This is a genomic window from Halosolutus amylolyticus (assembly GCF_023566055.1).
Taxonomy (GTDB): Archaea; Halobacteriota; Halobacteria; order Halobacteriales; family Natrialbaceae; genus Halosolutus; species Halosolutus amylolyticus.
On the sequence record NZ_JALIQP010000002.1, the window covers coordinates 456,291 to 475,269 of the forward strand.

General features: G+C 67.0%; 16 protein-coding genes. 7 read left to right on the plus strand and 9 right to left on the minus strand.

Annotated features, from left to right (window positions below; all coding sequences use genetic code 11):
- Positions 1-1,704, minus strand: a complete 1,704-nt coding sequence (glpA, locus tag MUN73_RS08645; protein ID WP_250140059.1) for an anaerobic glycerol-3-phosphate dehydrogenase subunit GlpA — start codon at positions 1,702-1,704, stop codon at positions 1-3.
- Positions 1,705-2,014: 310 nt separating this feature from the next.
- Between glpA and glpK the strand changes: the two genes are divergently transcribed.
- From glpK to twy1, 6 genes are all read left to right on the plus strand, one after another.
- Positions 2,015-3,559, plus strand: a complete 1,545-nt coding sequence (gene glpK, locus MUN73_RS08650) for a glycerol kinase GlpK (protein WP_250140060.1) — start codon at positions 2,015-2,017, stop codon at positions 3,557-3,559.
- The gene (locus MUN73_RS08655) at positions 3,556-4,674 is read left to right on the plus strand and encodes a DUF7973 family transport facilitator (RefSeq protein ID WP_250140061.1); all 1,119 of its coding nucleotides are present in this window, start codon (positions 3,556-3,558) and stop codon (positions 4,672-4,674) included. Before glpK ends, MUN73_RS08655 begins: the two co-directional genes overlap by 4 nt.
- A gap of 135 nt (positions 4,675-4,809) precedes the next feature.
- A complete protein-coding gene (locus MUN73_RS08660; RefSeq protein ID WP_250140062.1) occupies positions 4,810-5,493 on the plus strand; it encodes an HAD-IIB family hydrolase in 684 nt (227 codons plus the stop codon).
- Between the two features lie 271 nt (positions 5,494-5,764).
- Complete coding sequence (locus tag MUN73_RS08665) at positions 5,765-6,763, plus strand: FkbM family methyltransferase (RefSeq protein ID WP_250140063.1); 999 nt, start codon at positions 5,765-5,767, stop codon at positions 6,761-6,763.
- Between the two features lie 66 nt (positions 6,764-6,829).
- A complete protein-coding gene (locus MUN73_RS08670; protein WP_250140064.1) occupies positions 6,830-7,129 on the plus strand; it encodes a hypothetical protein in 300 nt (99 codons plus the stop codon).
- Positions 7,130-7,192: 63 nt separating this feature from the next.
- On the plus strand, positions 7,193-8,224 hold the full coding sequence (gene twy1 / locus MUN73_RS08675; protein ID WP_250140065.1) for a 4-demethylwyosine synthase TYW1: 1,032 nt from the start codon (positions 7,193-7,195) through the stop codon (positions 8,222-8,224).
- 74 nt (positions 8,225-8,298) lie between these two features.
- Here the strand turns inward: twy1 and MUN73_RS08680 are convergent, their stop codons facing one another.
- Entirely contained in the window at positions 8,299-9,741 is a 1,443-nt protein-coding gene (locus MUN73_RS08680; protein WP_250140066.1) for a lipopolysaccharide biosynthesis protein, read from the minus strand.
- 323 nt (positions 9,742-10,064) lie between these two features.
- On the opposite strand from MUN73_RS08680, the gene MUN73_RS08685 reads away from it, so the two are divergent.
- Entirely contained in the window at positions 10,065-11,069 is a 1,005-nt protein-coding gene (locus tag MUN73_RS08685; RefSeq protein ID WP_250140067.1) for an alkaline phosphatase family protein, read from the plus strand.
- Between the two features lie 30 nt (positions 11,070-11,099).
- Here MUN73_RS08685 and MUN73_RS08690 read toward each other — a convergent pair whose 3' ends face one another.
- The 7 genes from MUN73_RS08690 to MUN73_RS08720 all read right to left on the minus strand — a co-directional run bounded on the left by MUN73_RS08690 (position 11,100) and on the right by MUN73_RS08720 (position 18,979).
- On the minus strand, positions 11,100-12,191 hold the full coding sequence (locus MUN73_RS08690; protein WP_250140068.1) for a molybdopterin-dependent oxidoreductase: 1,092 nt from the start codon (positions 12,189-12,191) through the stop codon (positions 11,100-11,102).
- A 120-nt stretch (positions 12,192-12,311) separates the two neighbouring features.
- The gene (locus tag MUN73_RS08695; protein ID WP_250140069.1) at positions 12,312-13,241 is read right to left on the minus strand and encodes an alkaline phosphatase family protein; all 930 of its coding nucleotides are present in this window, start codon (positions 13,239-13,241) and stop codon (positions 12,312-12,314) included.
- Positions 13,238-14,401 carry a sulfatase-like hydrolase/transferase gene (locus MUN73_RS08700; protein WP_250140070.1) on the minus strand — a complete coding sequence of 388 codons (1,164 nt, stop codon included), beginning with the start codon at positions 14,399-14,401 and terminating at the stop codon, positions 13,238-13,240. The genes MUN73_RS08695 and MUN73_RS08700 overlap by 4 nt, the downstream gene beginning before the upstream one ends.
- Before the next feature lie 46 nt (positions 14,402-14,447).
- On the minus strand, positions 14,448-15,857 hold the full coding sequence (locus MUN73_RS08705) for a sulfatase-like hydrolase/transferase (protein ID WP_250140071.1): 1,410 nt from the start codon (positions 15,855-15,857) through the stop codon (positions 14,448-14,450).
- A gap of 28 nt (positions 15,858-15,885) precedes the next feature.
- Complete coding sequence (locus MUN73_RS08710; protein WP_250140072.1) at positions 15,886-16,608, minus strand: glycosyltransferase family 2 protein; 723 nt, start codon at positions 16,606-16,608, stop codon at positions 15,886-15,888.
- Positions 16,605-17,822, minus strand: a complete 1,218-nt coding sequence (locus MUN73_RS08715) for a glycosyltransferase (protein WP_250140073.1) — start codon at positions 17,820-17,822, stop codon at positions 16,605-16,607. The genes MUN73_RS08710 and MUN73_RS08715 overlap by 4 nt, the downstream gene beginning before the upstream one ends.
- Positions 17,819-18,979 (minus strand): glycosyltransferase, encoded by a 1,161-nt coding sequence (locus tag MUN73_RS08720; protein WP_250140074.1) that lies wholly within the window; start codon positions 18,977-18,979, stop codon positions 17,819-17,821. Before MUN73_RS08720 ends, MUN73_RS08715 begins: the two co-directional genes overlap by 4 nt.

Consider the following 18,979-nt stretch of genomic DNA (forward strand, 5'->3'; position numbering starts at 1 on the left):
TCACTGCCCTCCGTCGGTGCGGGGTTCCGCCCGCTGACGGCCGCCGTCGAACGCGTCGTACTCGATCGACCCGTCCGCGCTGGCGGGGTCCTTGTCACGGTTCATCGTCGTCGCGTGCAGGGCGTAGTTGAGCATCGCCTGGGAGAGCTGTTCGCCCCAGAGGGCGTGGCGCTCGCCCTTCCAGCGCTCTTCGAAGAGTTCGTCGAGCGCGTCCCGGACCGTCGGCTCGTCGTACTCGGGGTGGAGTTCGTTGGCCATGTTCTGACAGCAGAAGCCGCCCTGGCAGTTCCCCATCGAGGCGCGCGTCCGGATCCGGACCGCGTTCAGGTCGGAGCCGGACTGGTCGATCGCGTCCTGGATCTCCGCGCGCGTGACACCCTCGCACTGGCAGATTACCGGGTTCGCCGCGTCGGTGTCGAGCACGTCCGCCGCGCGGCTTCCCAGCCGTTGCTTGCTCCGCCGGGCGATCGGCGATCGGAGGCCGAAGTCGTCCATCCCCTCCTCCAAGATCGAGAGGTCCTCGCTCCCGGGGAGGGGTTCCTCGGCGGTGGCACACGTCGCGGTAACGCCGAGTTTCTCGCAGACGTGATCGGAGATCCCCTCGGCCATCATTCGATACGTGGTGAACTTCCCGCCGACGATACTGGTCATCCCCGCGACGCCGTCGCGCTCGTCGTGATCGAGCAGGAAGAAATCCCGCGTGATGTCCGTCGGGTCCTCCGTGCCGGTCCCCGGCGGTTCGTACAGCGGCCGGACGCCCCAGAACGAGCGGATCGTCCGGGCCTCCTGCAGGATCGGGACGAGTTCCGAGAGGGTGTCGATCATCTGGTCGACCTCCCACCGTTCCTCGGGGTAGTCGTCGGGATCCTCCACCTCCTCGTCGGTCGTCCCGAGGATGGCCGTCGTCTCGTGGGGGACGACGATGTCGGCGTCGCCTTTCGGCCGGCAGCGGTTGATTACGGTGTCGACCTGCCGGACGTTCATGATCGTCATGACGCCCTTGGAGGGGCGAACCTCGACGTCGAGATCCGCCATCGCGCCGATCTGGCCCGCCCACGCACCCGTCGCGTTGACGACGTAATCGGCGGTTATCTCCTCGGTCGTGCCGGGTGCCGCGTGGTTTCGCTTCCCCGGCCCGGAGGTGTGGCGTACTTTCACGCCGTAGATGTCGTCGCCGTCGCGTAGCAGGTCGACCACCTCGGCGTGGGTCTCGATGCGTGCGCCGTGGACCTCGGCGTCGATCGCGTTCGCCACGCACAGACGAAACGGGTCGACCGCGCCGTCGGGGACCTCGATCGCGCGCTCGACGTCCTTCGCGAGGTAGGGTTCGACCTCGCGGGCCTCCCGTCCCGAGAGGACCCGCGCGGGAATGTTACACTCGCGACAGCCCTCGAGTTTCTCCCGGAAGTAGTCGTCGGGGTCCTCCGGACGCTGGACGAACAGGCCGCCGGTCATCTCGACGCAGTGGCCGGCGATCTCCCGAAGGACCTCGTTTTCCTCGATACACTCTTTCGCGCTTGCCTGATCCGAGACGGCGTACCGTCCCCCGCTGTGGAGGAGGCCGTGCATCCGGCCAGTCGTGCCGCCTGTCAGATTGCCCCGTTCGACGAGCGTGACCTCGAGCCCGCGCATCGCCAGATCCCTGGCGATGCCACAGCCCGTGGAACCGCCGCCGAGAACGAGGACCTCGGTGTCATGTGCCATCCCTTCACTCCCACCTAGGGGCCCTCCGTCTTTATTTTATCGGCGCTCGCCTAACGCCCATAACGAACTGCAAGTATTGCGACCAGTCCGCCACGACGGAAACTCGGGATGAGAGAGGCGATCCGGTCCAGTTTTCCCGATCGACACTGAATCCGCTCGTAGCGCTCGAATACGCGCCCAATACATAATAAATATTATAAATCCTGTGCTAGAGGATCGGTAACATTTATAATGATCGTCGTTACTGTTTACCAATAGCACGCGACCGACAGTAAAGACGTCGCGTGGGAGTTCACGAGGGTGACCAGAAGTGACTGACAATACATACGTCGGCGCAGTAGACCAGGGGACGACCGGGACGCGATTCATCGTTTTCGACCACGCGGGCCAGGTCGTCGCCAACGCGTACGAGAAACACGAACAGATCTACCCGGAACCCGGCTGGGTCGAACACGACCCGATGGAGATCTGGGAGAACACGAAACGCGTCATCACGACCGCGCTCGGGCAGGCGGGCATCAGTCCCGACCAGCTCGAGGCACTGGGTGTGACGAACCAGCGCGAAACCACGCTCCTGTGGGACGCAGACTCGGGCAAACCGGTCCACAACGCCATCGTCTGGCAGGACCGCCGAACCACGGACCGGGTCGAGCAACTCGAGGAGGACGGCATGGTCGGGACCATCCGCGAGAAGACCGGGCTGGAGGCCGACGCGTACTTCTCGGCGACCAAGGCCGAGTGGCTGCTCGACAACGCCGACCCGATCAAACTCGAGCGATCGCGGCCGGAAGACATCCGCGACCGCGCAGAGAAGGGCGAGGTCCTGTTCGGCACGATCGACACGTGGCTCATCTACAACCTCACGGGCAACCACATCACCGAGGTCACGAACGCGTCGCGCACGATGCTGTACAACATCCACGACCTCGAGTGGGACGACGACCTCCTGGAGGAGTTCTCGGTTCCCGGGGAGATGCTGCCCGAGGTCCGGCCGTCCAGCGACGACGAGACCTACGGGACGACCGATCCCGAGGGCTTCCTCGAGGCCGAGGTGCCCGTCGCGGGCGCGCTCGGAGACCAGCAGGCGGCCCTGTTCGGCCAGACCTGTTTCGACGCCGGCGACGCGAAGAACACCTACGGGACGGGGTCGTTCTTCCTGATGAACACCGGCAACGAGGCCGTCGAGAGCGACCACGGCCTCCTGACGACGATCGGCTTCCAGAAGTCCGGCGAGGACGTCCAGTACGCCCTCGAAGGCTCGATCTTCATCACCGGCGCGGCGATCGAGTGGCTCGAGGACATGACGCTGATCGACGATCCCGCGGAGACGGCCGAACTCGCCCGCAGCGTCGACTCGACCGACGGCGTCTACGTCGTTCCCGCCTTCACCGGCCTCGGAGCCCCTCACTGGGACCAGCGCGCACGCGGCACCATCGTCGGGATGACTCGCGGCACCCGCAAGGAGCACGTCGTCCGCGCGACCCTGGAGTCGATCGCCTACCAGACGCGCGACGTCGCCGAGGCCATGGAAGCGGACTCGGGCATCGAGATGACGAGCTTGAAGGTCGACGGCGGTGCCGTCAAGAACAATTACCTCTGCCAGCTCCAGTCCGACATCATCGGCTCGGACATCGTCCGCCCCGTCGTCGACGAGACGACGGCGCTCGGCTCCGCCTACGCGGCCGGGCTGGCCGTCGGCTACTGGAGCGACGTGGACAGCCTGCGCGACAACTGGCAGGTCGACGCCGAGTTCGAACCCGAGATGGACCGGAGCGAGGCCGACGAGAAGTACAGCCGCTGGAGCGACGCGATCGACCGATCGCGTGACTGGGCAACGGACGGTGGAGGGGAATGATCGACGCGTTGCTCGACCTCGCAGAGCTCATCGCCGCCTTCGGCGGTGGCGCGTTCGGGGCGGCGCTCGGGCCGCTCCCGGCGTTCATCTTCACCGGCTTCGTGGTGATCGCCGGCGAAGCGGCGGCGATCACCGGCGTCGAGGGCTCCGGCGCGATCACGGGTAGCGTCGCCTTTGGCCCGCCGTTTTCGCCGGCGATCTCTTTCGCCGGCGGTGTCGCCGCGACCGCCTACGCCGCACGGCGGGGCTACATGGATACCGACTTCGACTATCACGAGGCGAAGAACATCGCCTTCGCGCTCGGGACCAAGCCCGACGTGCTCGCCGTCGGCGGCGCGTTCGGGATCCTCGGCTACTGGCTCCAGACCGCGTCGGCGGAACTGGCGATGCCGTACGACCCGATCGCGATGGGCGTCGTCCTCTCGGCGCTGTTCCACCGGCTCATCCTCGGCTACAGCGTCATCGGCACGGTCCGTGGCTCGGGACTCCTCGACATGACGCCCTTCGAGCGCGAGGAGCGCCGCCCCGCGACCGACGGCGGCGAACTCGTGACTGACGGTGGGGAGACCGAAGCGTCAGCGGTCGACGCCGCTGCCGCCCGGACCGGCCGCTTCGCGGTCGAACCGTGGCTTCCCCACCAGTACAGGTGGGGCCACGTCGCGATGATCGGCCTTTCGGCCGGGATCGTCGGTGCCTACGCGTCGATCGTCACCGGGAGCGCGTTCATCGGCTTCGGGATCAGCGCCGCGACGCTCGTCTTCCTCAACTGCGGCGTCGAACAGATCCCGGTGACCCACCACATCACGCTGCCCGCCGGCACGGCCGCACTCGCCGTCTGGGCCGGCTCCGACAGCGGAATCGCGGAGGGGGCTCCGGTGGCGTACGACAGTAGCGCCGTCCTCGCCGGCACAGGCATGGAAGTCGCGCTGATCGTCGGCCTCGTCTTCGGCGTGATCTGTGCACTCTTCGCCGAACTGTTCCAGCGGATCTTCTACGCCCACGGCGACACTCACTGGGACCCGCCGGCCGCGGCGATCGTCTTCGGAACGCTCCTGATCGCGATCCTGTACGCCGCGGGCGTCTTCGCCACCACCGTCTGGGTGCCGTGGTTCTGATCGCCGGCTCTCCCTTCACCGACGCTCCGTTTTGCACGCGATACCCACAGCGCCGGGGCCCACGTTTTGCACCGGAGAGCCACAGCGACGGCGTCGACCCGATCGCTTTAGGCGACGGCTCCCCGACTGACGGCTATGACCGCTGATCCGCCGCTCGTGCTCGACATCGACGGGACGCTCACCCGCCCCGATCGGTGGGGACTCGACCCGCGCGTCTTCGACCCGATCCGCGAGTGGGACGCCCCCGTCGTCATCGCCACCGGGAAGGCGTTCCCCTATCCCGTCGCGCTCTGTCACTTCGTCGGCGTGCCGGAACTCGTCGTCGCCGAGAACGGCGGCGTCGTCTACACCGGCGACGACGTCTTCTTCACCGCCGATCGCGAGGCAGCCCAGGCCGTCGTCGAAGAGTACCGCGCGCAGGGCTACTCGCCGGGCTGGGGCGAAGAGGATACCGTCAACCGGTGGCGCGAGACCGAGGTCGCCGTCAATCTGGAGCAGCCGATCGGCCCCCTCCGCGAGATCGCCGCCGCCCACGGTCTCGAGGTGGTCGACACCGGCTACGCCTACCACGTGAAAGACGCCAGCCCGAACAAGGGCGACGGCGTCGAGACGATCGCCGATCGCGTCGGAATCGACCTCGAAGAGTGCGTGGCGATCGGTGACTCCGTCAACGACGTCTCGACGTTCGAGCGCGTCGGGCGGAGTTTCGCGGTCGCGAACGCCGACGAGGCCGCGAAAGCGGCGGCCGGCGAGATACTCGATCGGCCCCACGCCGACGGGACGCTGGCGGTTCTCGATCGGGTCCGCGGGTCGGAATAGCATCTTCTGAGACGGATTGCTGTAACGAGTTACCGGCGCAACCGCCGCCCGGATCGCAGTTGCGCCGGAAATGACTAACAGTAAACCGTATGAGAGGGACGTTCGAAGACGAAACCGCTCCAGCGAGGCGCACGATTGCGTTATCGGGTCGCGAAGTCGCGCCACCGGGACGCGCTGTCGGCATCGTCTAGAATTCTAGTACTGACACGAATCGATGACTAACCACATGAGTTGAAATATCTTCAAACGATCCGGCGTCGATACCGCATCTATGGCGGATATCATCGCGAAGGTGAACCGGGCCGTCAGTGATCCATCGGACGTCAAGCCCTGGGTCGACACCAATCGGCGAAAGGTCGAGCGCTGGCTCCGTCGCGGGGAAGTGGGGCCACTGCTCGGCGGCCTCACGGGCGGACTCCTCGACTGGAACGCGTACACGGAGTATCTCTCCTGGAGGGGCGACACCGAACTCGTGGTGCGCGAAATCAACGGCAGCGACATGGTTCTCGATCCGTCGATGGCCGGTATCTCACAGGAGTTGCTCATGTACGGTGGCCGTGAAGAACTGTCGGCCAGTATCTTCGAGTCGGAACTCGAACGGCTCAAAGAGCGAGTCGACTCGACCGTGACCGTGCTGGAAATCGGGGCAAACATCGGGTACTACGCGCTGCTGGAGGCGCACGTGCTCGGTGACCGCGGTCGGATACTCGCGTTCGAACCCGATCCGAGAAACGTCGACCTCCTGTCGAAATCGATCGAGTACAACGGCTACGGCGACCGGATCGACGTCGAACGCGTGGCTGTGGGGGACAGCGACGGTACGGTCACGTTCAATATATTACCGTTGAGTAACAAATCACACGTCGACGAGGACGCCTTTGTCCGGACTCACCCGATCGAACGCCAGATAGACGTCCCGCAGAAGACGGTCTCGACACTCCTCGACGAGCACGACGTCCAACCGGAGTCGATCAACGTGGTCCGGATGGACGTCGAGGGGTACGAAGCACAGGTCTTCCGGGGAATGCCTGCCGTCCTCGAGTCGGACCAGCCGCTGGTGATTTTCTTCGAACTCCATCGGTCACGATTGGACGACGAGACGTTCGAAGGGCTACTCGACACGCTGGCCGAATCCGACCTCGAAATCGTCGCCGTGACGGACCTCGAGGGCCCGATGTGGTACGAGATCCAGCTCCCGTGGGACTCGTTCGACGACCTGCGTGCGATGGACGAATCCCACTCGCTTCACGTCGTTCTCAGACGGACGTAGTCATGTCATCGGCAGTCGAGCGTCCGCACGCGGAACGCTTTTGCGCTGGCACCCGAACCGGGACGTATGGGACCAGTACCGTCATCCGCGATCGCACTTCTCGGCCTCGCGGCGACGATCGGCGTCTTCGCGTACGTCTACCGGGACGCGACGCGGGTCGAGATGGGACGGCCCCGGCTGTGGGCTGCGATCGCGGCGGGCTCCGTCGCGATCGGGTTCGGGCTGTACCTGTTCGTCCCGGCCGCGCCGATGACCGGCGTCATCCTCACCGCCAATACGGGTCCGGTACTGTACACCTTCGAGCGGGAGATCGCGACGGAGGACGACGACCCGCCGGAACCGGGGCAGCTTCCCCACCAGAAGTGATTCGTTCGCTCGAACCGCACACACCACACGCCTTTTCATCACGCCCGTCCAACGACCGCCAACATGAGCGACTCCGCGAATCCCGGGGGCGACGGAGCGAGCGCCGACGCCGGAACCGGCGGCGATACCGGCGGACCGGCGCAGGTCTCGAGCCCGGACTACCACAGCGAGAACCACACGGCCGCCCAGACCTGCGGCTGGACGGCGAACGCCATGCGCGGCGAGGGCAAGTGCTACAAGAACATCTGGTACGGAATCGAGTCCCACCGCTGTATCCAGATGACGCCCGTGGTCAAGTGCAACGAGCGCTGCGTCTTCTGCTGGCGCGACCACCAGGGCCACGCCTACGAGATGGACGACGTCGAGTGGGACGACCCCGAGGCCGTCGTCGACGCCTCGATCGACCTCCAGAAGAAGCTCCTGTCGGGCTTCGGTGGGAACGACGAGGTCCCCCGCGAGGTCTTCGAGCAGGCGATGGAACCCCGCCACGTCGCCATCTCCCTCGACGGCGAACCGTCGCTGTACCCCTACCTGCCCGAACTCATCGAGGCGTTCCACGATCGGGACATCACCACGTTCCTCGTTTCGAACGGCACCCGGCCCGAAGTGCTCCGGGAGTGCGATCCCACCCAGCTGTACGTCAGCGTCGACGCGCCCGAGCGCCACACGTTCGACGAGGTCGTCGGCGCGATGGAGGACGACGCCTGGGAGAACCTCCTCGAGACGATGGCTGTCCTCCGGGAGAAAGACGAGACCCGGACCGTCCTCCGGACCACGCTCGTCGAGGGCGAGAACATGCACCACCCCGACTGGTACGCCGGTTTCTACCAGCAGGCCGACCCCGACTTCATCGAACTCAAGGCCTACATGCACGTCGGCCACTCCCGGGGCCGACTCGATCGATCGTCGATGCCCGACCACGAGACGGTCGTCGAGTTCGCCGAGGGCGTCCGAGAGTACATGCCGGAGTTCACCGAACTCAAGGAGGTCCCCGCCTCCCGCGTCGCACTTCTCTCGAAGACGGACGATACCTGGGTCCCCAAACTGAAGAAAGACAGCGAGTTCTGGGCGCGCGATCCGGTGACGGGCGACTGATCGCGACTCGGAGTTGCGTACCGGACCCGGGACGCCGTTCGAACCGATCGACACCGGGTAATCGAGCCGAGCGGTCACTGTTCGACGCCGAAACTACCGACGATTCCGCTGATCGTCACCCGGAGCTTTCGGCTGATCGCGACCAGCACGAGCGAGTAAACCGCCGCGCCGACCGCGACGACGCCGAGTAGCACGTACCACTGGTCGATCGCGATCGTTCGCACCAGCGAGAAGACGACGACGAACATCAGCACCGACGCCGCGACCTGCTCTCCGAGCGTCCGTGGGAGCAACACGACGTCCGGCAACTCTCGTTTGACGACGCGGGCCGAGAGGACGTACCGGAGCGTCTCCGCGATCACCGTCGCGATGACGACCCCGATCGCGCCGAACGCGAGCGTCAGCGCGACGCCGAGGACGACGTTGAGAGAGAGCGTCACCGCCGAGATCCGGGTGTTGATCTCCGGGCGATCGATCCCGCCGATCGCGCTCGTGAGCGGCCCGCTCTGGGTGTTCGCGACCTGAAACAGCGCGAGGCCGACGAGCAGCGACGCGGCGTCGGCGTACTCCGGGCCGAACGCGGTCACGACGAGCACCTCGGGCATCGCGAGGGCGCCGAACAGCATCGGAATCGCCACGATGCTCGAGAACGCGACCGTGTTGGAGACGTCGTCGCTGACGCCTTTGCCCTGGCTGTGGAGGCGGCTGACGCGGGCCATCAGCCCGCTCTGGGCGGCCAGCATCACGAACGTCGCCGGCACCGTGAGCTTCAGGGCGACCTCGTACCGCCCGGCCGCGGCGGGAGCCAGCAGGAATCCGAGCAGAAGGATGTCGAACCGATCGTAGGCCTGACCCAGAAACGAGTTCGGGATGCTGTACTTCGCGTACGACCAGAGGCTCGACAGCGTCTCGCGGCTCGGAGTCGTCGGTCGTACGCGAACGAAGTACCAGAGCATCGGCACCGACAGGAACGTCGCCGCGGCGAGCCCGTAGGCCATGCCGGCGGCACCCAGCCCGAGGAGAACGAGCGCCAACTGAATCGGGAACGTCAGCAGCGATCGGACCGTGTCGATCCACATCGAGGCGCCGATGAGCCCGCGAGCCTGGACGACTCGGTCGATCGGCTCGTAGAGCGTGACCGAAGCCATCAGCACGACGAACAGGACCGGCGCCTCGGGGAGTCCGGTGTAGGAGACGAGCCAGCCCGAAGCGAAGACGGCGGCCGCTCCCGTCAGGACGAGCCAGCCGAACGTGAACGCGAACTGGCCGCCGATCAACTCCCGCTCCGGGGCCCCCGCCTCCGAAAACCGCTTCATGACCGCCGTTCCCCAGCCGTTGACCGCCCGATCGCCGAGCTTCACGAGCGAAAATAGCAGGTAGAATCCGCCGAACCCGGTCGGGCCGAGTACTCGCGCGAAGACGACGGTTCCGACGAATCCGATCACGGCCATCGTGAACTTCGCGATCGTCGCCTTCACCGTCTCGCCGCCGAGACTGACCGACGTCGCGTCCGTCATACGCGTCGTTCCCGCGGTGCAGCCCGGGCCGTCCGGTCGTCGATTCCAGCACTGTCCGCGGGCCGGACGCTATCGATGCGACCGATCCGCGGTCGAGCGACGATCGCCGATCGACGGGCTACGAGCGTGAGCAGGGTCGTCACCATCGACATCAGTATCGAGATCGCGTACGGCACAGTCCACTAGCCGGTAGTATCAGTGTACCGCCGGCATTCGATGAGCAATAGATCGGGCTCCCGCTAGCTGGATCGGCGCACGGACGGCTCCGGCCTGTATTCACGTTGGACCCGACATTCAAGGGCGCGCTCGTGGTGTTCCAGTCCATGACGGTCGCGATCGTCGCGCTCGATGCGGCGGACTACGCGCTCGCCCGGGAGTGGGACTGCGAGAACATCCTGCTCGATCGGCACCGCGAACTGGAAACGTTTGCCTACTCCGGACCGAACCCGAACACGCTGGAGGTGTGGACCTCGGTGGCGACGGGCGTCGGGCCCGAAGAACACGGCCTCGCGTCGACCGGCGAGCAACAGCAGTGGGGGAATCCGGCCCTCGAGTACGCGAGCAAGGTCGCGCCGTACGTCCTGCCGAAAGAGACCCGCATCAAGATCGGCACGTGGCTGCGCGGCGATTCCGGCGCGGGCGCTACGGACGGGACGGGCGGCGCGGACGACACGGACGGCGCAAGCGACACCGGCGGCCTGCGGAGTGGTATCGGCGGCAGTGCCGCCGGAATGACGCTCCGACAGACCGATCATCCACACCTCTTCGAAGCCGCCGATCGCGTCGTCCGCTGGTGGCCCGGCGTCACCCCTGGCGAACACCTGAGCCAGACCTGGCACTGGCTCAACCTCGCGTCGAGCGGCGAGATCACCGACGCCGAACTCTGGCGGCGGCTGTACGGCAATGCCGGCCTCGAGGTCGGCTGGCTCCAGGGGATGGGGCACGCGAACGTCCCCCTCGCTGGCGTCCACATGCACGTCCTCGACGCCGCCGGTCACGCCTTCGCGACCCACCCCGATCGCCTCCGAGAGGTCTACGAACGGGTCGATCGCCTGCTCGGCACCCTCCGAGAGCACGTCGACGACCTCCTGGTGCTGTCGGATCACGGCATGCAGGTCGAGTGGATCGACGGCGACGACGAACCTGGCTTTCACAGCTTTCGAGCGATCGGGTCGACGACGATCGACGATCGGCCGCCGGAGAGCGTCTTCGACGTCCCGGAGTGGATCGAAGTCCGGGTCGAGGACCAGCGCGGGACGAAAGACGATCGGCCGGCGGTGATGGACACCACGGAAGAACAGCTTCGCGATCTGGGCTATCTCGAGTGAGCCCGATCGCGACGTAACCCCCGCTGCGATTCACTCGAAGCCGCTGACGAGCGTCACGAGCCACTGCGCCGGATCGCCGCGGCGACGGACGTCGACTCGGTCGACCCACTTTACCCACTGGAAGCCGCGGCGACCGGGTGCGACAAGTCGCATCGGCGCCCCGTGCCCGGGGCTCAGTCGCTCGTCGCCCACGTGCGTCGCGAGCAGCGCGTCCCGCGCCTCCTCGATCGGGAGCGACCAGCGGTAGCCGGTGACCGAGACGAATCTGACGTACTCGGCCTCGTCCCGGACTCCGGCCGCGTCGAGCAGGTCGCCCACGCGACCCCCGCGCCACCGCTGGACGGTGTACCAGCCGCTCGTGCAGTCCAGCAGCGCCCGTTCGTCGCCGTCGAGCGACAACTCGTCGTAGGCGTACTCGAGCGGCGACTCGACCTCGCCGCGGACGGTCAGCGTCCACTCGGCACGATCGATCGGCTCGGGGTCGTCCGCGACCCACGAGGTGACCGGAAAGCTCCCGTTCCCCTCGCCGCGTCGCGGTTGGGATCCGGTGAACCGTCGATCGGCGCCGGGCGTCTCGAGGAGGCGGTTCGCGACTTCTTGCGCCCGGTAGGCTGCCGCTCCGCCGACCAGCAGTGCCGAGTACTTCAGGGTCGTCCGGCGGCGATCGAAGTCCTGCCGCCTCGGGAGCCGAAACCGGGTCGAGAGGTGCCACACCATCAGCGGGACGAGCGCGAGTCCGAACCCGACGTGGACGCTCAACAGCGTCCAGTAGGCGATCCGAACGTCGAGTCCGACCGCCCAGGCGACGCCCGTCGCGAGCGCTCCCAGCGCCGCGACGAGGCTGAGCACCGACAGGAGCGTCGTGGGGCGCCACCGTCCGCTCTCGGTCAGTCGATGCCGGACCCGGGCGAGTTTAAATCCCAGGAGGACGACGAGCGTCAGGCCGAAGATCCGGTGGAGCCAGAATAGCGGCCACGCCGACGGCGACCCGATCGTGAACGACACGAGACCCGAGACGGCTTCGAACAGGACGATCGCGAAGATCGACCAGTCCACGAGTCGAGGCGGCGGCCTCACGGCGGCGAGGGAACCCCGAACGAGTGACCCCGGCCTCTTTCCCATGTGCTGTGGTACAGGGCCACACGGAGAGAAGCGTTGCGATCGTCCCGGCGACGCTCCGCGAGGAGGGAAGCGGATCGATCCCGACGGCAATCGTCGCCCGAACCCCGTCCTAGGCGGTCGCTAGTCCATGTACCCCAGTTCGCGCAGGTGCTCCGTCGGCACGTCGATGCGCTCTCCCGCACTGTCCTCGATACCCTCGCTCTCGACCCGTGTCTTCCTCGCCTGCTCTTCCACCCACTCCCGCACGTCGTACACCGACTGTGGACACGAGTCGGTCGTCGAACTGGCGTACGCCCGCCACGAGTGCGTTGCCGGGTTCTCGCCGGCATCGGGCGGATAGAACTCCGTCCGCATGCCGTGATCGCTGAGCAGAAGGAGGTCGTCACCCTCCCCGAGCGCGTCGACCACCTCTCGGACGAACTCGCCGACGCGATCGTAGGTGCGCCGGAGCGCCGCCTCGTCGTCGGCGTAGGCGTGACCTGCCGCGTCGAGCGCGTGGACGTGGACGCCGGCGATCGACACCGGGTGCCGAAGCATCTCCCGCGCCCACGCGAACTGCTGGGCACACTGGCCGAACAGTTCCCGTTCGAATTCGCTTCGGGGCATCCCCTGCGCGACGGCGTTCATCAGGTCCCAGGCCCGCTGGAGCGGGCGGCCGTCGGCAACGCCCGGCCAGTTGTGGACGACCGCCCGATCGGCGTCGAACATCGACTCGGCGTCGGTGCGGCCGATCCGCTCGCGCTCGCCCGTCTTCGATCGGACGAACCTCCCGAGCGTCCCGCGGGTCGACTCGTCCAGCCGACCCGACACGCGCGAGAGCCCCTCGAGGACGGGGTTATCCCACTCGCTCGTGCCGCCGCCCGTGATGCCGTGTTCGTCCGGCGGGAGGCCGGTCGCCACCGTCGCCCACACTTCCGGCGTGTACGGCAGGTCTTGCGTCAGCGCGAACGTCTCGAGGTCGCGACTCGTTTCGAGGTGTACGGCGTCGAGATCGAACTGCTCGACGAGGCCGGCGTCGAGCGCGTCCAGCGCGAGTACGAGTACGGTCATGCGTATCCAAGGTCCTCCAGATCCTCGTGCAGCGCGTCCTCTTTCACGACGTAGGCGGGATCGAACCGGTCGAGTTTTCGTTCGAGCGCGGGATCGGTCGCCGGTTCCCCGTCGGCCAACCGAGTCGTTCCCGCCTCGCTGGCCAGGTGGTCAGCGTTCATCGCCGCCTTGTGCTCGCCGTAGGCGGCGAAGGCGACCTCGCGATCGAGCGTCCCGACGCCGTGTTCGGTCCCGGCGAGGATCGTCGGCACGTCGATCAGCGAGACGACCTCGCCGACCTCGGGCGCGTTTCGCGTTCCGAACGGTACGCGGAGCAGTTCGGGACGCATCTCGCCGGGGTGACCCCACAGGCCGTCCTCGCCCAGGAGTTCGCCGTGGTCCGCGCAGAAGACGACCCGCGTCTCGTCGGGGATCGCCTCCCAGAGCCGCGCCAGTTTCCGATCGAGTTCGACGACCTCCCGGCGGTAGAGTTCGCGGACGAGGTCTTCGTCCTCGGGGGAGCCGCGACCCGAGAGCACGCGACGGGTCACCCGCTGGGCCTCGGCTCGACTCACGGCCGCACCGTCCGGGTCGTAGGGGTGGTGAGGTTCCATGAAGTGTAGCCAGCCGAACCACTCCTCGCGGCCCTCGGATTCCGCGAGGAACTGCTCGATCACGTCCTCGGCCGGGCGGAACGACTTCTCGATCTCGCGAAACCGACTCCGGAGCGCCTGGTACCGGTTCCAGGCCCAGCTCGCGACGTCGTACGCGAGGGTGCCCCGATCGAGCAGGATCGCCCCCTTGTCCTTCAGGGTCTCGCCGCCCCCCTTCGGCGAGGAAACGGAGTCGAAGCCCTCGTCGTAGCCGTACTCTGCCGAGAGGAGGTGGTTCGTCGTCACGGCGACGCAGTGGCGATCGAACCTGCGAGCGACGCTCGTCCCGTCGTTGAGGCCGCCGCCGGTCGCGTACTCGCCGCCGACGATCGCCGGGAAGCTCCCCAGGGTCGCCGTCGAGGTGGCGAACGCTCGCGGATGGGTTCGATCGAGGAACTCGATCGTCCGCTCGAGTTCGTCGACGTGATCGGCGCGCAGCGAGTCGACGGTGACCAGCAGCGTCCGTCGCGGCGCGTCGGTCGAGTTCGACTCCGTTCTCGTCTCCGTCAGGGGCGATCGGTGGTTCATCGACGGGTCACCTTCGGGCGCGTCTCGGAGTACGGCGCGTTCCCCGTCATGCGTACCCCAGGTCCTCCAGTTGTCGCATCACCGATTCGTCGAGTTCGGGATCCTCGGAGACGTCGGTCCGCCGATCGATCCCCTCGACGAGCGTCTCGATCCGGGCCCGCGGGTCCTCGTAGGGCGAGTCGCCCCACTCCTCGAAGCCGTCGAACGTCTCGTAGCCGAAGTAGTCTGCGACGGCGACGCCGTCGAGCCACCCGGTGCGGTCGTCGAGGTCCTCGAATCCCTTGCGCCGCAGAGCGTCTACGTGTCGTTCGGGGAGGCCGTGGTACTCGACGAGGACCTCGCCCGCGCGGACGCTGTCCGCCGGTTCGCCGTCGGCTTCGTCATCCACTCCAGCCGAATCGGGTTCCCGATCGGCGTCCGGAAGATCGGTGAGGTCGCGCCCTCGAGTCCCCGGATCGGATTCGAGGTTCGCCGCGGCCAGGACCGTTTCGTGGACGTCCATCAGCGAGACCGATCGATCGTCGTAAATGACGTCTTCGACGGGGCCGTCGCGCGCGTCGTAGACCGACAGCGGGACGCGGGCGAGTTCCGGGTAGATGCCCGAGAGGTGCTCCCAGCCGTCGTGTTCGCCGAGGAGTTCGCCGTGATCGCTGAGGGTGACGATCACGTCGAACTCCTCGCGCAGGCGGGCGAAGATCCGCTCGTAGACGTGCGAAAGGTACTGCACGCAATCGTCGTATGCCCGCCTGATGTCCGCCGGGTCGTCCTCGGGTTCGCCGAGGGAGGCGGCCAGGCCGTCGATATCGACCTCGACGGTCTTCCACTCCGGAGGCGGATCGTACGGCGAGTGGGCCTCCATCAGGTTCAGAAAGAGGAACTCTTCGTCGCCGAACCTCGCGTCGCGAACCAGGTCGAGCGCGGTGCTCGCGCCCTCGTCGACGTGCTCGACGCTGCTCGCGAGCGGCGTGTCCCGCAGTTTCAGGACGGCCCCGTGTTTCAGCGACGGTAGCGTCCGGTTGTCGCCAAGCAGGACCTCCTTGAGCGCGTGTGCGTACCGCTCCGGTCCCCGATCGCGCGTCTCCGCGATGAAGCCGTCCCAGTCGAACAGGTCGTCGCCGTGGTGCCGAATGCGCCAGCTCAACTCGAACTCGTCGAACCCGCGATCGGCGTCGAAGACCGGCGAGAGGTTCGGGTTCGCGCTGAACGCTCGCGTGGTGTAGCCGGCAGATCGCAAGCGCTCGGCGAGCAGGGGATCGGGCCAGTCGAACGTCTGTGCGCCGGCGTAAATCCCGACCTCGCTGGCGTACCTGCCGGTGAACAGCGAGGCGTGAGCCGGGACCGTCCAGTGGCTCGTGCTCCAGGCGTACTCGAACCGTCTGCCGGGAAGCCAGTCGAAGTGCTCTTCGAAGGCGTCGTACCGGAGCGTGTCGAGGACGACGAGTGCGACGTTCGTCATAGATCTGTGTGGTCGATAGTGGGCTGGCTCATCTTCTGACGGATCGAATCATCTTCGGGAGATCGTACCGGACGGTATCGACGAGATCCCAGACCCCCTTGCGCCAGAGCCAGTCGTTGATCCGGCCGTGGAGGCTGTCGGGCACGATTACCTCCTCGTACCGCGTGGGATACTCCCGGCGCAGACGCGACTCGAGTGCCTCGTCGATCGTCGCTCGCGGCTGATCCGGGTGGGACATGCGAACCTCGTCGAGATACGCGCAGTGTCCCGAAGCATCGCGCTCCATCCGCCAGCCGAACTCGGTATCGTCGCGCCAGCCGGCGAATTCGGAGCGGAAGCCGCCGACTTCGAGCGCCGCCTCGCGATCGAAAGCGAGGTTGCAGCCGACGTACCGGCGCTCGCCGTCGTAAGTCCGCCCGCCGTGGACGGCACCCTCGAGACAGACGAGGTCCGGGTCCCGATCGAACGCCTGCTCGACGCGCGAGAGCCAGTCCCGGGGTGGCCGGCAATCGTCGTCGGTCAGCGCGACGATATCGCCCCGAGCGGCCCGGATACCCGCGTTGCGCGCCTCGCAGATGTCGAGCGACGCATCGTCGACGACGATCCCCTCGTAGGCATCGGCCGTCTGCTCCCGGAGGTGCTCGACGACGGCGTCGTGGCTGTTCGCGGGAATCGTCGGGACGACAACCGACACGCGGGGGTCCGAGTGATCGATCGGACGGGAGACCTCCGAGACCGTCGTCGCGGTCACTCGTCGGTCACCCCCTCGATCGAGGTGGGGCCCGTTTCGTCGGTGCGCCGCCCCTCAGCGTCGACCCGTCGCGATCGGTCCCGGTCCTCGCCGGGCCGCGAACGCGGTTCTACGGACGCCGTCTTCGCGACGACCGACCGAAGATCCTCCGCAAACCGATCGTACTCGTACTTTCTCGCCTCCTCGCGAATCACGACCGGGTCGAAGTCGTCGGGGTCGAACCGTCGAACCGCGTCCCGGATCGAGGTGACGGTCGGGTCGAAGAGAAGTCCCGTCCGACCGCTCTGGACCTGGTACCGCGTGAACCCTTCGTCGACGCCGAGCAGGGGTTTCCCGGCCATCATGGTCTCGGCCCCGACGAGCCCGAAGTCCTCCTGTTTCGGGGCGTAGACGACCGCGGTCGCCCGCGCGACGAGCGATTCGATGTCGTCGACGTAGCCCCGGAGCTCGATGTTGTCGTACGTGGCCGCGAATTGCTCGAGATACTCGCGCTGTTGGCCGTCACCGGCGATCACGAGGCGCTCGTCGAGTCCCGCGAAGGCCTTCGCGATCAGGTCGATCCGCTTCTCGGGAGCGAGTCGCGACCACGTGACGAAGTAGCCGTCGTCGCCCTCGTTGCGCCAGTCGCCGGTCACCGGCGGGTAGACGACGTCGGCGTCTCGATCGTAGAAGCGACGGATCCGATCGCGGACGAGGTCACTGTTCGCGACGAACCGATCGACGTAGTCGTTGGCCTCCTTGTCCAGCGCCCGCCACCCCTTCGCGTAGGCCTTGACGCCGGCCTCGACGAACGGCTTCCGGAACGACGAGAGCCGATCGCGGTAGAGGTCGTACAGCCAGCGCGGTGGGCTGTGCGGGTAGTGGACGATCCGCTGGCCGGTCGTCGGGACGTAGTTCTTCGAGAGCGGGGCGCTCTCGAGGACCACGTCGTACCCGGCGAGGTCCGGGTGGGCGTCGGTCAGATCGAGCGCCACGTTGAGCGTCTCGAGTGGGTTCATCCCCTCGTTTTTCCACTCGAGAAACGGCCGCCACGGGAGCGACGTGTACTTGGCCTGCCGGAACGGGATCACGACGACGTCGTCCGGCAGGGTCGTGCCCTCGGCGACGTAGGTCGTGTAGATCGGCGCGTCGAGCACTCGCGCGGCCTCGATGGCGAACTCCTCGCCGCCACCGATGCCGGGGAACCGATCGTGGAGGATCGCGACGTCGGTCACTGTAACACCTCCCGGAGTTCCCGATCGGGGGTCCAGGTACCGTCGTGGGTCGCCTCCTCGTCGCCGCGAGCGCGGAGGAGCGCTACGCTCGCGCGAAACAGCGAGACCTGCGTGTCGAACAGCGCGTAACACGGCTGGAGCGGGCCGAGCGCGTCGCGGGACCCGAGCGCCGTGAACGCGACGATTCCGGCTGGAACCGTCAATCCGAGGGGGCCCAGCACCGCCAGCGAACCGATCGTGGTGAGCGCGAGCGTCCCGGCGACGAGCCAGGGCGAGACCACCATGAACCACCAGTTGAACGGCAGGACGACGCGGCCGTAGGCCCCGTGTCGACCGAGCGCGTCGCGCTGTCGCCACAGCAGGCGAAGGAGCCCCATCGCGCGCCGATCCTTCTGCTCGCGGCGCTTGCCGAACGAGGAGTGGGCGGCTTCCCGGTACCGGATTTCGGGATCGAAGACGACTCTGCCTCCGTTGCGCCGGATCTTCAGAGCGAGTTCGGTGTCGTCGGCGATCGAGTCCGGATCGATCGGCACGATCGCGTCGCGCTCGTACGCCGAGAACGGGCCGTGGAAGATCAGCGTCGAGTCGACGTGAGACTCGAGGATCTGGATCATCGTTTGGATATCCCGGTACCCCTGCTCGACTTCGCTGCCGCCGATGACGTCGGCGTTGCGGCCGGTCACCGCGGCCACCTCGGGATCCGCGAGGTTCGCGGCCGCCCGCCTGACGGCGCCGGGTGCGAGACGGGAGTCACAGTCGGTCTTGACGACGATCTCGTTTTCGGCGGCGGCGTAGGCCTCGTTCAGCGCGATCGCGAGCCCCTCGCGATCGTCCTTTCGGATGAGCGTCAGTTCCGGCTCCGTGCGGCCGGCGAAGAAGGTTTCGACCAGGTCGGCAGTCTCGTCGTCGCTCGAATCGACGACGACGAGTTCGACCCGATCCATGGGGTAGTCGAGTTCGACCAGTTCCTCGAGTTTCGACTCGACGATCGACGCTTCGTTGTACGTCGGCAGGACGATGCTCACCGACGGCTCTCGGGGCCACGTGTCGGCGGGCGTGCCCGAGGGCCGCCGAAGGTAATACACCGCGAGGTAGATCAGGTAGGGGAGGCCCGTCAGCGCGACCAGACCGAACAGGGCCTCGAGGAAACGCTTCAT

Bases quoted from the DNA above. Each gene is read 5' to 3' on its own strand.
- MUN73_RS08670 (WP_250140064.1), top strand. From the start codon at position 6,830: ATGGGACCAGTACCGTCATCCGCGATCGCACTTCTCGGCCTCGCGGCG.
- MUN73_RS08665 (WP_250140063.1), top strand. From the start codon at position 5,765: ATGGCGGATATCATCGCGAAGGTGAACCGGGCCGTCAGTGATCCATCG.
- MUN73_RS08700 (WP_250140070.1), bottom strand. From the start codon at position 14,401: ATGAACCACCGATCGCCCCTGACGGAGACGAGAACGGAGTCGAACTCG.
- twy1 (WP_250140065.1), top strand. From the start codon at position 7,193: ATGAGCGACTCCGCGAATCCCGGGGGCGACGGAGCGAGCGCCGACGCC.
- MUN73_RS08655 (WP_250140061.1), top strand. From the start codon at position 3,556: ATGATCGACGCGTTGCTCGACCTCGCAGAGCTCATCGCCGCCTTCGGC.
- MUN73_RS08680 (WP_250140066.1), bottom strand. From the start codon at position 9,741: ATGACGGACGCGACGTCGGTCAGTCTCGGCGGCGAGACGGTGAAGGCG.
- MUN73_RS08685 (WP_250140067.1), top strand. From the start codon at position 10,065: ATGACGGTCGCGATCGTCGCGCTCGATGCGGCGGACTACGCGCTCGCC.
- MUN73_RS08695 (WP_250140069.1), bottom strand. From the start codon at position 13,241: ATGACCGTACTCGTACTCGCGCTGGACGCGCTCGACGCCGGCCTCGTC.
- MUN73_RS08705 (WP_250140071.1), bottom strand. From the start codon at position 15,857: ATGACGAACGTCGCACTCGTCGTCCTCGACACGCTCCGGTACGACGCC.
- MUN73_RS08720 (WP_250140074.1), bottom strand. From the start codon at position 18,979: ATGAAGCGTTTCCTCGAGGCCCTGTTCGGTCTGGTCGCGCTGACGGGC.
- glpA (WP_250140059.1), bottom strand. From the start codon at position 1,704: ATGGCACATGACACCGAGGTCCTCGTTCTCGGCGGCGGTTCCACGGGC.
- MUN73_RS08690 (WP_250140068.1), bottom strand. From the start codon at position 12,191: ATGGGAAAGAGGCCGGGGTCACTCGTTCGGGGTTCCCTCGCCGCCGTG.
- MUN73_RS08660 (WP_250140062.1), top strand. From the start codon at position 4,810: ATGACCGCTGATCCGCCGCTCGTGCTCGACATCGACGGGACGCTCACC.